The organism is Brevundimonas sp. (assembly GCF_023259385.1).
Taxonomy (GTDB): domain Bacteria; phylum Pseudomonadota; class Alphaproteobacteria; order Caulobacterales; family Caulobacteraceae; genus Brevundimonas.
Window position 1 is genome coordinate 1 of record NZ_JAHFPF010000093.1, and the last position, 12046, is coordinate 12046.

At 67.4% G+C, this 12046-nt stretch carries 10 protein-coding genes and 1 pseudogene; 9 read left to right on the top strand and 2 right to left on the bottom strand.

Features of this window, described 5'->3' with window-relative positions; genetic code table 11:
* Positions 1-368: glutamate synthase-related protein (locus Q0C81_RS18295; protein ID WP_367117988.1), on the bottom strand; the 368-nt coding region annotated here is incomplete at its 3' end.
* A 120-nt stretch (positions 369-488) separates the two neighbouring features.
* Here Q0C81_RS18295 and Q0C81_RS08780 point away from each other — a divergent pair.
* The 9 genes from Q0C81_RS08780 to Q0C81_RS08820 all read left to right on the top strand — a co-directional run bounded on the left by Q0C81_RS08780 (position 489) and on the right by Q0C81_RS08820 (position 11691).
* Complete coding sequence (locus Q0C81_RS08780) at positions 489-1676, top strand: TolC family protein (protein ID WP_291836590.1); 1188 nt, start codon at positions 489-491, stop codon at positions 1674-1676.
* Positions 1676-2884: an efflux RND transporter periplasmic adaptor subunit gene (locus Q0C81_RS08785; RefSeq protein WP_112863179.1), complete on the top strand. Its 1209-nt coding sequence runs from the start codon at positions 1676-1678 to the stop codon at positions 2882-2884. The genes Q0C81_RS08780 and Q0C81_RS08785 overlap by 1 nt, the downstream gene beginning before the upstream one ends.
* Positions 2885-2895: 11 nt before the next feature.
* A complete protein-coding gene (locus Q0C81_RS08790) occupies positions 2896-6117 on the top strand; it encodes a CusA/CzcA family heavy metal efflux RND transporter (protein ID WP_112863180.1) in 3222 nt (1073 codons plus the stop codon).
* Entirely contained in the window at positions 6114-6716 is a 603-nt protein-coding gene (locus Q0C81_RS08795) for a cation transporter (RefSeq protein WP_040349350.1), read from the top strand. Before Q0C81_RS08790 ends, Q0C81_RS08795 begins: the two co-directional genes overlap by 4 nt.
* Positions 6713-7402, top strand: coding sequence for an isoprenylcysteine carboxylmethyltransferase family protein (locus Q0C81_RS08800; protein ID WP_008264189.1), 690 nt, complete (start codon positions 6713-6715; stop codon positions 7400-7402). Before Q0C81_RS08795 ends, Q0C81_RS08800 begins: the two co-directional genes overlap by 4 nt.
* A gap of 150 nt (positions 7403-7552) precedes the next feature.
* Positions 7553-9619: a heavy metal translocating P-type ATPase gene (locus tag Q0C81_RS08805; RefSeq protein ID WP_088582519.1), complete on the top strand. Its 2067-nt coding sequence runs from the start codon at positions 7553-7555 to the stop codon at positions 9617-9619.
* Positions 9616-10059: a DUF305 domain-containing protein gene (locus tag Q0C81_RS08810; protein ID WP_088582518.1), complete on the top strand. Its 444-nt coding sequence runs from the start codon at positions 9616-9618 to the stop codon at positions 10057-10059. Before Q0C81_RS08805 ends, Q0C81_RS08810 begins: the two co-directional genes overlap by 4 nt.
* Before the next feature lie 114 nt (positions 10060-10173).
* Positions 10174-10485 carry a hypothetical protein gene (locus Q0C81_RS08815; protein ID WP_040349351.1) on the top strand — a complete coding sequence of 104 codons (312 nt, stop codon included), beginning with the start codon at positions 10174-10176 and terminating at the stop codon, positions 10483-10485.
* Positions 10486-11691, top strand: coding sequence for an acyltransferase (locus tag Q0C81_RS08820; protein ID WP_135194151.1), 1206 nt, complete (start codon positions 10486-10488; stop codon positions 11689-11691).
* On the opposite strand, the pseudogene Q0C81_RS08825 reads toward Q0C81_RS08820, so the two are convergent.
* Positions 11692-12046, bottom strand: a pseudogene (locus Q0C81_RS08825) (hypothetical protein); the annotation flags it as partial.

The window sequence follows — 12046 nt, forward strand, 5'->3', positions numbered from 1 at the left end:
ATGAAAGTATCCACCACGCGATGGCGTGGCCAATTGCGACATGGGCAAGACTGATACTGGCGGTGACCCTGGTCTCCGCCGTGTTTTTCGTCGCCCCGATCGCTGACGCCGCGACCTGCGCCCCAGAGACGACCTCGGCTCACGCCATTGTCGCTCAGGATGCAGGCGATAGCGACCAGGGCGACCTTGGCGGTGGGCACGGAGTCTGCACCCACGGCCACTGCCACCACAACGGAACCGCCCGTGCGGATGTCGCCGACGACATCGCGATGCAAATCCACGCAAGGCCGGTTCACGCCTTCCCCTCGAGTGATTTTCCGTCGTCGATCTCGCCCGACGGCCTGAAGCGTCCGCCCAGAGTCTGACACGACGTCTGCGCCGCCGTGCGCGCGATCTCGTGTCAAATTTCTGGAAGATGAATCATGCCTCCCTCACATCGCAGGCCGCCGCGTTTCGCGGTCGGCTGCGCGCTGGCCGCATTTGCGGCCGTGCTGGCCAGTCCCGCTTGGGCTGACCCCGCTCCGTCGTTCGCCGAGCTGCTCGCCCAGCTCGATCAAACCCCGGCCACCCTTGAAGCCGGCGCCCTGTCCGACGCCGCTGAAGCGCGTGTCCGCCAGGCCCGTGTCAGGCCTAATCCGACGATCGCTCTCGACGCCGAAAACGCGTTCGGCACGGGGCCCTTCTCAGGCTACGCCAACGCAGAAACCACCTTGTCGATCAGTCAGGACCTTGAGCTCTGGGGACGCCGAACCGCGCGGGTGAATGTCGCCCGCGCGGAAGCCGGAACCGCGGCGCTGCAACGGGACCTCGCCATCATCGACGCCGCCGGACGACTCGCACAGGTCTATGCCGATGCGGAAGCCGCTCAACGGCGGGCCGTGCTCGCCGAGGAAAGCCTTACCTTGACCATCGCCGATGCGAGGGCCGCCCTCGTTCTTGTCGAAGAAGGCCGTGAGCCACTGCTGCGCGGCATCCAGGGTGAAAGCGAAGCGGCTGCGGCGCGTGCCTCGCGCGATGAGGCCGTCGCGGAGCGCGACGCGGCCTTCGCGCGACTGACCGCAGTCGCCATGCTGGCGGCTCCGGTGACGACCATCGACGCCAGCCTGCTGGACCTCGCGCCTGCCGCCACCTTCGCGGCCCCGGCGGATGCGCCGACCGTTCGCGTCGCCGAGGCTCACCGCGCGGCCGCCGAACGCCGGATCGACGTGGAGCGAATCCGCTCGCGCCCGGACATCAACGCCAGCGTCGGTGTCCGTCGATACGAGATGGAGGACGCGACGGCGTTGACTTTCGGCGTCAGCATGCCGCTGCCCCTGTTCGACCGCAACCGCGGGAACATAGACGCGGCGCAGGCCGACTTCCGGGCTGCGGACGCGCGGCTTCTTGGAGCCCGTCAGGAAGCCCAGGCCGATCGCGCCGCGGCGCGGGCGCGGCTTGCCGCCTCCGTCAGCCGGGTCTCCGCCGCCGATGCAGGGGTGGCGTCCGCTGAGGAAGCCTACCGTCTGTCGCGGATTGGAACCGAAGCCGGGAGGATCTCCCAGCTCGAACTGCGGGTCACACGCACCGCCCTGATCTCAGCTCGGACTTCGGCCGTCGATGCACGCCTTGCACGTGTCCAGGCCGAGATTGAACTCGCGCGCCAGGACGGCCGCGCCCCCTTCCAAGGAGCCCAATGATGCGCAAGCGCACATCCAACAAGACGTTGCTGATCGGCGGCGCCGCCGCCGTCGTTCTGCTTGGCGGAGGCGGGCTGTTCCTGCTCACGCGCGGGCCGGACGCCGCTCCAGCCGCCGCCGAGGGTGAGGCGGGTCACGCTGAAGAAGAGGGCGCTCATGCCGAGGGCGAAGCCGGCCACGAAGGCGAGGCCGAAGCGCCGGAAGGCTTCGTCGCTCTGAGCGCGGCCCAGGCCCAGGCCGCCAACCTGATCGTGGTCGGCGTCGGTCGGGGAGGGGGCGCCGAAACCCGGCTCTCCGGGCGGGTCGAGCCCATGGTCGACGCGCGCGCCGCTGTGGCGGCGTCCGTCGGCGGGCGGGTCGAGCGGGTTCTCGTAGCTCCGGGCCAGTCGGTCCGGATCGGTCAGCCCCTGGCGAGCGTCGTCAGCGGTGAAGCGGCGACGTTCCGCGCGGACGCAGACGCGGCGGCCGCCGAAACTGAAGTGGCGCGCCAGGCTTATCAACGCAACCGCAATCTGGCGGACCAGGGCGTTGTCGCCCGACAGGAGGTCGAGGCGTCCCGCGCGCAACTGCTCAGCGCCGAAGCCGGCGCCCGCGCGGCTCGCGCGCGGTCCAGCGCGGCGGGCTCGCCCAACGCTTCGGGCCGCCTCAGCGTCACCAGCCCCATCACCGGAGTCGTGACCAGCGTCCAGGTCGGACCGGGCGGCTTCGTCGCCCCTGGCGGCGTTGTCGCCGAGGTCACCAACCCGGCCAGGGTTGAGCTCGTCTTCAACGCGCCGCCTGCTTTGGCCGCCAATGTAAGGGCCGGGGCGCCTCTGCGGGTCAGCAACCCCAGCGGCGACTTCGACGCCATCGTCACCGGCGTTGCCGCAGGCGCGGGCGGCGAAAGCGGCGCCACGGTCATTCGGGCCCGGCCGACGGGCTCTGTCCTCCCGCCGGCCGGTTCCGCCGTCACGGGGGCGATCGTGACGGGCGAGACGACCGGCGGTCTCACCGTGCCGACCGAGTCCGTCCAGACCGTCGACGGCAACACCGTCGTCTTCGTTCAGGTCCCGAACGGCTTCCAGGCCCGTCCGGTGCTCGCCGGTCGTCAGGCCGGGGGGCGGACTGAAATCCTGCGTGGCCTCACCGGGGCTGAACGGGTCGCCGGCACGAACGCCTTCCTCCTCAAAGCCGAGCTCGCCAAGGGCGAGGCCGAGCACGGTCACTAGGGGCGCACCGCATGTTCAAATTCATCATCGAACTCTCGGTCAAATTCCGATGGTTCGTGGTTCTCGCCACGGCGCTTGTCGCGGCCTACGGACTCCTCGAGCTGACACGGCTTCCCATCGACGCCGTGCCGGATATCACCAATCGCCAGGTCCAGGTGACCACGGTCGCTCCGGCGCTCGCGCCTGAACAGATCGAACGACAGGTCACCTACCCGATTGAAACCGCCATGGCCGGCATTCCCGGCCTGACCACGACCCGATCCCTCAGCCGAAACGGCTTCAGCCAGGTCACGGTCATCTTTACCGACCAGACCGACATCTATTTCGCGCGCCAGCAGGTCGCCGAACGGCTCGCGGGCGCCCGGGAGGCCATGCCTGACGGGGTGGAGCCGACCATGGCCCCGATCACCACGGGCCTCGGTGAAGTGCTGATGTGGACGATCGACTACAAGCCATTCAACAGTCAGAACCTCGCCAAGCCTGGCGAGCCGGGCTGGCAGGCGGGCGGAGCCTATCTGACGCCCGAAGGCGATCTGCTTTCGACCCCGCAGCAGCGCGCCACCTATCTGCGCACCGTGCAGGACTGGATCGTCGCGCCGCAAATGCGGACCGCCCCCGGTCTCGCCGGCGTCGACACCGTCGGCGGCTATGTGAAGGAGTATGCGGTCCGTCCGGACGCGGCGCGCCTTTCCGCCTACGGCCTGGGCATGGGCGACCTTATCCAGGCCCTCGATCGCGCCAACACTCAGGCCGGCGCAGGCTATATCCAGCGCGCTGGCGAAGCTCTGACGGTCCGCACCGACGCCTTGGCCTCCACCGTGGAAGATCTGGCTCAGGCGCCGGTCGTCAACCGGAACGGCCTGATCGTGCGGGTCGCCGATGTCGCCACGGTCGAGATCGGCCAGGCTCCGCGCCTGGGCGGCGCCAGCCGTGACGGCCACGAGGCCGTGCTCGGAACGGCGCTGATGATCGCGGGCGGCAACAGCCGCACCGTGGCCCAGGCGGCCGGGGAGCGACTCGATGAGGTTCGCAAGACTCTGCCCGCAGGGATCGAGGCGGTGACGGTCCTTGACCGTAGCGCCCTGGTCAACTCGACCATCTCGACCGTGGCCCGCAACCTCACCGAGGGCGCCCTTCTGGTCATCGTCGTGCTGTTCCTGCTGCTCGGAAACATTCGTGCGGCCAGCATCACGGCCTTGATGATCCCGATCAGCTTCCTGTTCGCCGTCATCGGCATGAATAGGTTTGGCATCAGTGGAAACCTGATGAGCTTGGGCGCGCTGGACTTCGGCCTTCTGGTCGATGGGGCGGTCATCGTCGTTGAAAGCACCTTGTTGATGCTGTCGCAGCGGCGGATCGATCTGGGACGGGCTCTGACCCGTCGGGAACGCCTTGATGTCGCCGTGGCCGCAGCTCGCAAGATGGTCAAGCCAGCCGCCTTCGGTCAGCTGATTATCCTGCTCGTCTTCACCCCCTTGCTGATGCTCGAGGGCGTCGAGGGCAAGACGTTCGTCCCCATGGGCGCAACGGTCATGCTGGCGCTCGTCGGCGCCTTCATCTTCTCCTTCACCTTCGTTCCGGCCATGACGGCCCTGCTGGTGCGGGACCCCAAGAAGGTCGAGACCGACGAACACGGCCAAGCCCACGAACATGAGACCTTCCTGCTCCGCCACGCGCGGCGTTGGATCCAGCCGGCCATCCGCGCCGCCGTCGATCGTCCTAAGATCGTGCTGATCTCGGCACTCGGCGCGGTTGTTGTCGGTGGTCTGGCCTTCTCGTCCCTGGGACGGGAGTTCATCCCCACTCTGGACGAGGGCGACATCGCCATGCAGGCGCTGCGTGTTCCCTCGGCGTCGCTGGAACAGTCCCTCGCCATGCAGATGGCGTTGGAACGGGTCATCACCGCCCAGCCGGAAGTCGAGACCATGTTCTCCAGGACCGGCACCGCCGAGGCGGCCGTCGACCCGATGCCGCCCAACATTTCGGACAGCGTCATCGTTCTGAAGGACCGCAAGGACTGGCCGGATTCAGGTCTCGAGAAGGAAGCCTTGCTCGAGCGGTTCGAAGAGCTCGCCAACCAACAGATCGGGAATAATTTCGAGTTCAGCCAACCCATCGAGCTCCGCTTCAACGAACTCATTTCCGGGGTCCGGACCGACCTCGCGGTCATGGTCTACGGCGATGACTTCGACACCATGCAGCGGGTCGCTGATGAGGTGGCCGGCGTACTGCGGCAGACCACCGGCTCCGCCGACGTTCGCGTCGAACAAGCGTCGGGCTTGCCGACGCTCACGGTCAGCGTCGATCGGTTCGCGGCGGCCAGCTACGGCCTGTCCGCAGCCGACGTTTCTGAAGCGGTCTCGGCCGCCATCGGCGGCGCGGAGGCCGGCCGGATTTTCGAGGGCGACCGTCGCTTCGACGTCGTCGTCCGTCTTCCGGACGATGCGCGCAACGATCCGGCGGCGCTCGCGGCCCTGCCGATCGTCTCTTCGACAGGCGTAACCGTGCCGCTGTCTTCGGTAGCCCGTATCCAAAGCGCCGAGGGGCCGAACCAGATCAGCCGCAACGACGGTAGCCGACGGATGGTGGTCCAGGCCAACGTTCGCGGCCGGGATCTGGGCGGCTTCGTCACCGACGCACAAACCAAGGTGGACCAAATCCAGCTCCCGCCGGGCGTCCGCCTGACCTGGGGCGGTCAGTTCGAGAACCTCAAACGGGCCGAACAACGGCTGGGCCTGGTTATTCCGATCGTCTTCGTCCTGATCGGTGTGCTGCTGTTTATGGCTCTGGGGTCGTTCTCCGAGGCTGGGCTGGTCTTCGCCTGCGTGCCCTTGGCCTTGATCGGCGGCGCCTTGGCGCTTCTCATGCGAGGGATGCCGTTCTCGGTGTCTGCGGCCGTTGGCTTCATCGCCGTCTCGGGTGTGGCGACCCTGAACGGACTTGTTTTGATGCAGGCCATTCGCGAGCGATTGCAGGCGGGGCTCGCGCCCCGGGACGCGGCGATCGAAGGGGCGTCCAGCCGATTGCGTGCGGTGTTGACGACAGCCTTGGTCGCCATTGTCGGCTTCATCCCGATGGCGCTCGCCCACGGCGCGGGGGCCGAGGTTCAGAAGCCTCTGGCGACGGTCGTCATCGGCGGCCTTCTGACCGCGACGGCCCTGACCCTGCTGGTCCTGCCGACCTTCGCGGCCAAGGCGGTGCGTCATCGCAAGGACGAGGGGGTTGAGGATTGATTGCTCGCACTCAGGATGACCGTCAGCAGCGACGCACGTTGCTGACGGTTCTCGCGCTCAACGCGGGCCTGGCATTAGCGCTCGGGATCGGCGGCTTGTCCGCCGATTCCAGCGCTCTGCTGGCCAATGCAGTGGACAACGCCTCGGACGCTGCTGTCTATCTGATCAGCTTTCTCGCGATCGGTCGGCCTGGTTCGTGGAAGCGGGGGGCGGCGCGCCTCTCGGGCGTCATGCTCCTTATCTTCGGCGCTGGCGTCCTTCTGGACGCGGGTCGTCGATTCCTCATCGGGACCGAACCGATCGGCCCGACCATGATGGGACTCTCGGTCGTCGCAGCGATCATCAACCTGATCTGCCTGCAGTTGATCCGCCGTCAGCACAGCGGCGACGTCAACATGAAGGCTGCCGAGACGTTCAGCTTTAACGACTTCGCCTCCAACGGGGGAATCCTCGTCGCCGGGGCCCTGGTGCTCTGGCTCGGCCAGGCGTGGCCGGACCTCGTCGTCGGCGTCCTCGTGGCCGCCATCGCGTTGAAGGGCGGCGTGGATATCCTGCGCGATGCGGCTAAGGATCGTCCGGCTGAGGGGGAGGGGCAATGATGCCGCTCGAGCCCTCCGACAGCGTCTCCAAGCCCGCAAGCCCCGCTTTGTCCGGCTCCTCGCCCCCTGATGACGCCTGTCGATCAGCGGTCGATATCCAATCCGTTCAACGATGGCGCAAGGCGGGCATTCTCGTCGGGGGCCTGCTTCTTGTCGTCTGCGCGGCGCTCGTCACATCCTGGCCCTTGCTCGAACATCCTGTCGAGCATCTGGGCCTGATCGCCATCATGGTTTGCATCATCGGTCGGGCTTGGTGTTCCCTTTACATCGGTGGCCGCAAGAAACAGGAGATCATATCCGCAGGACCGTATTCGGTCAGCCGCAATCCGCTGTACGTCTTCAGCTTCATCGGCGCGTTTGGCATCGGCGCCCAGTCCGGCAGCCTTAGCGTCGGTTTGGTCTTCGGATTAGCCTGCTGGGTGGTGTTTCGCATCGTGGTCGGCCGCGAAGAACGCTTCCTCTCCGACGCCTTTGGACACGACTACCAAGCTTACCGTGAGCGCACCCCTCGGTTCCTGCCCAAGCTCTCCCTATGGCGCGACGAGGCGGAAATCATGATCCGGCCGGTATTCTTCGTCCGCACGGTGCGCGACGGCTTCGTCTTTCTCCTAGCGCTTCCGCTTTTCGAAGCGATTGAGCAGCTCCAGCGGCTCGGGGGCTTTAATGCCGTCGTGCCCGTGCCCTGAGGTCGGGAGAACCGGGATGACCACCTGCGAGCGGATCGCGCTGGAACCCGCTGGCCCGGCGCGCCTTCGCCCGTGTCGCTATCCCGCCCCCTCGATCGCGGCGGTCGCCGCAAGCAGCCGCGATTCCCAACCCGCAACGGGACCCTATTTATGACCAGCACAACACTGCCGGACCATCTCCACACCAAGTCCGAGGAGCACGATCACGGTGGCGTTCTAGGCTCCAATACGGAGCTGATCTTCGCCCTGACAAGTGGCCTTGCTCTGGGCCTTGGATTCGCCCTCGAGAAACTCGCAACGGGCCTTCCCGCTTGGATTCCCCTCGCCCTCTTCCTGATCGCCTACATCTTCGGCGGCTTTTTTACGGTGCGAGAAGCGTTCGAGAACCTCCGCCAGAAGCGCTTCGAGATCGATACCTTGATGCTCGTCGCAGCCGCAGGTGCGGCGGCGCTCGGGGCCTGGGCCGAAGGCGCTCTCCTGCTGTTTCTGTTCAGCATCGGCCACGCGCTCGAACACTACGCCATGGGCCGCGCCAAACGCGCGATCGAGGCCCTGGCCGAGCTTGCCCCCCGGACAGCCCATGTGCGACGCGACGGGCAGGTCGTCGAATTGCCTGTCGAAGATTTGGTCGTCGGCGACACCGTGGTGGTGCGTCCAAACGAACGACTGCCCGCTGATGGCTTTGTCGTGGTCGGCACCACAAGCATCAACCAAGCCCCCGTGACCGGCGAAAGCATGCCTGTCGACAAGCAGCCCGTCGCGGATCCCGAGGCGGCGCGGGCGAGACCGGCCCAGGTCGGATCGCCGTCTCTCGTCTTCGCGGGCACCATCAATGGCTCAGGCGCCATCGAGATTGAGACGACCCGCACATCGAGCGACACCACCCTGGCCAAGGTGGTTCGGATGGTGAGTGAGGCCGAGACGCAGAAGTCGCCGACCCAGCGCTTCACGGACAGGTTCGAACGCATCTTCGTGCCTGTGGTGCTGGCGCTCGCCTTTGTCCTGCTGTTCGCCTGGGTCGTCGTCGATGAGCCGTTCCGCGACAGCTTCTATCGCGCCATGGCCGTGCTGGTCGCCGCGAGTCCTTGCGCGCTCGCCATCGCCACCCCGAGCGCCGTCCTCTCGGGCGTCGCCCGTGCGGCGCGCGCCGGTGTCCTGATCAAGGGCGGCGCGCCGTTGGAGAACCTCGGCTCGCTCAACGCCATCGCCTTCGACAAGACCGGCACCCTGACCGAGGGACGGCCGCGGATCACCGACGTCATGACGGTGCGCGGGACGAAGGAGGGCGATCTTCTGGCGGTCGCTGTGGCGGTCGAACGGCTCAGCGACCACCCGTTGGCGGAGGCCATCGCGCGCGACGGTGGCGCACGCTTGCGCGATACGATCATCCCGGCCGCGATCGACCTCAAGAGCCTGACGGGCAAGGGCGTGACCGCCCAGCTGCACGGCGAGACGATCTGGATAGGGAAGCCGGAGATGTTCGGCGTCGACGGCGTAGCGCCGCTCGGCGACGAAACAACCTCTGTCGTCGCTCAGTTGCGACTGCAGGGGCGAACCCTGATGGTGGTGCGACGCGGCACGCGCGATCTCGGTGTCATTGGGCTTCTTGATACGCCTCGCCCAGCAGCGCGGCCGACGCTGACCGCTCTTCGCGCCCTCGGCATCGGGCGAATGATCATGATCTCGGGCGATCACCAGAAGGCCGCACAGGCGATCGCCGGACAGGTCGGCCTGACAGAGGCTTGGGGCGACCTCATGCCCGAGGACAAGGTCGACGCCATCAAACGCCTTCGCGCTGACGGCAAGATTGCCATGGTCGGCGACGGGGTGAACGACGCCCCGGCCATGGCCACGGCGACCGTCGGTATCGCGATGGGCGCGGCTGGCTCCGATGTTGCGCTTGAGACCGCCGACGTCGCCTTGATGTCCGACGACCTGTCGCAGCTGCCCTTCACCGTCGGTCTCAGCCGACAGACGCGGCGCATCATTCTCCAGAATCTCTACGTCAGTCTCGGAATCGTCGCCTTCCTTGTGCCGGCGACGATCCTCGGCCTTGGCATCGGCCCTGCCGTGGCGCTCCACGAGGGGTCGACCCTGCTGGTGGTGTTCAACGCTCTGCGCCTGCTCGGCTACCGCGACCGAACGGCGCCCATCCTTCCCAGTGCAATCCCGGCCGCCCCCGTGGCCCCGCCGGCTCTCTCGAGGACATCGTCATGAAGCGTTTCGGATGGATTTCCGTCATCGCCGTCTTTCTCGCCCTGTCGGTCTTCGCCTTCGGGATGATCTCGCGGCAAACCCGCGAGGTCCCTGCGGCGCCGTCGGCGGCTGACTCTCGCCCGAGCGACACCGAGGCAAGCCACGCTGGCGAGACCACGGACAGCCCATCGACTCGCGCCTATCGCGAGGCCAGCGCGAAGATGCACCAGGCCATGAGCATCAACTACACGGGCGACGCCGACATCGACTTCCTGCGCGGAATGATCGCCCACCACGAGGGTGCGCTCGCAATGGCCAAGGTCGCCGTCGAGCATGGCGAAGCCCGCGACGTGCGTAATCTGGCCGATGAGATCATTGCGGCCCAGGAATCCGAAATTGTCCGGATGAGAATCCTTCTTGCGCGCCATGAGGACACGCCCGCGCCCAACGCAAGGCCCTGACGCATGGCCGGCAAACGCTTCACCGTGCGCGGCCGGAGCATTCGTTGGCGGGAAGGCCGCTATCGCCAACGAGGTAGGCGGCGGCTCCAGGCGCGCCCGCTGAAGCCACGGCCCGTGCTCGATACGCTCGTCGCCATCGGGGTCAGCCTGTTCGCAGGAGGCCTGGTCTTCTGCATGGCCCTTCTGCTGCTGGGCGCACACAAGGTGCCGCTGCATTTTGGTTACGGGGCCATTCTGGGCGGCGTGATCGGCTGCTCGTTTGTGTTTGGACCCCGCGATAGGCCCGGACTGATGGTCGTCGGAGGCTTGGTCGTCGTTTGGGTTTTGGGAACGGCCGTCCTCTACGCTTCGCGAGACCAGATCGTCCTGCGTCCACATGAGCACCGCAGCGCCGCCGCCAAGTCTGCGCCACGGAAGGCTGACTGAATGCCCGAAGCCGCGCTGACCGAGCCATCGCCTCGCCCCGTCCGGATCGCGCGCGGCGGCTGGCTGGACGCGCTGCGTTTTATCGTAGGGGCGCTGATCATCCTCTACCATTTCCGCGAGGCCGCGCCTGTGCCTCTCGGACAATTGCATCCAGTCTTCGAGCGCGGCTATCTGCTCACCGACTTCTTCATCATCGACTCCGGCTATGTCCTGGCCCGCATCTACGGTGATCGCCTCGCGTCCGGACAGGCCTCGCTGCGCGCCTATGCGCGCCAGCGCCTGCTGCGGGTCATTCCGGCCCACCTGGCGGTCAGCCTCGTCCTGGTGCTGCTCGTCGGCGGCGCCGCCCTGGCCGGGATCGCGCCCAGCAATCCGCGCTGGTTCGACTGGTCGCAACTGCCCGCGCAGGTGCTACTGGTCCAGGCCTATGGCGTGCCGGGCGGGCAGGGGTGGAACGCCCCGACCTGGACCCTCTCGGCCCTGATCGGCTGCTATCTCCTGCTGCCCTGGATCTGCCGCGCCCTGTGGCGCTGGCCGCCGGTCGCAATGGTGATCGGCGCGACGCTCCTCGTCGTCGCCGCCGATATCGCCGCCTCGCTGTGGCTCGGCGATCCGATCTACCGCCTGCCGATGCGCTACGGCATCCTGCGCGCCCTGCCGCTCTTCCTGCTCGGAGTCGCGGCGGCCTTCTACGGTTCGCGGGTCTGTGTCGCGCCGCACCGGGCCAGGGCGATCGGCCTCGCCGCCGCCTTCGCGCTCGTGGGGCTGCAGGCCTTCGGCGCCTTCAGCCTGGTGTCGCTCGGCCTGATGACCGTGATCATCTGGGCCGCCGGCGCCGTGCCGGTGCGCAGTCCTTCACGGCTGATCGAGCATCTGGCCCTAATGTCGTTCTCGATGTTCCTCACGAATGAGGTGAGCCGCATCGTCTGGTTCGGCCTGCTCGACGCCCTTGGACAGGAGGCGTGGTCGTCCGGCGTTCGCTGGGTCCTGTGGGCGATCGGCTTGGTCGGGGCGTTCGTGGCCGCCGCCGTGTTTCGCTACGGCTTCGACCGACCGGTCCAGACCTGGCTTAGTCCGTCCCGACGGGGGGGGGCGACCCGAATGTCGGCCGCCGCCACCAAACAGGCCATGGAATGGGCCGCGGGCCCCGGCGTCGCCGCGGCCGGGCGCCCGGGCCAGGCCGTCATCGACCCGCCGCGGGCTTGATCAGGGGCGCGGCTCAATGCTTGCGGGCCCGGACCCCGCGGCCGCCTCCGGCTCCGTCTGGAGGACCGGATCCCGGGCGGCGCCGGGGCGCGGCGGGCGGCAAGCCGAACACAGACCCTGGCCTTCGAGCGTGATCCGTTCGATCTCGTAGCCCGCCGCTGTCGCGGCCGCGTTCAGCGCAGCCAGGTCGGGCGCGGGAACCTCGCGACAGAAGCCGCAACAGTCGCACAGAAGAAAAACCGCAGGCGAACCGAGGCGTTCGGGATCGCAGGCCACATAGGCCTTAAGGCTGGAAAGACGATGAACCAGACCGCGGGTCTCGAGGAACTGCAGCGCCCGATAGACGGTCGCCGGC

Coding starts and splice junctions, on each gene's coding strand:
- Q0C81_RS08785 (WP_112863179.1), top strand. CDS start 1,676: ATGCGCAAGCGCACATCCAACAAGACGTTGCTGATCGGCGGCGCCGCC.
- Q0C81_RS08790 (WP_112863180.1), top strand. CDS start 2,896: ATGTTCAAATTCATCATCGAACTCTCGGTCAAATTCCGATGGTTCGTG.
- Q0C81_RS08800 (WP_008264189.1), top strand. CDS start 6,713: ATGATGCCGCTCGAGCCCTCCGACAGCGTCTCCAAGCCCGCAAGCCCC.
- Q0C81_RS08805 (WP_088582519.1), top strand. CDS start 7,553: ATGACCAGCACAACACTGCCGGACCATCTCCACACCAAGTCCGAGGAG.
- Q0C81_RS08810 (WP_088582518.1), top strand. CDS start 9,616: ATGAAGCGTTTCGGATGGATTTCCGTCATCGCCGTCTTTCTCGCCCTG.
- Q0C81_RS08820 (WP_135194151.1), top strand. CDS start 10,486: ATGCCCGAAGCCGCGCTGACCGAGCCATCGCCTCGCCCCGTCCGGATC.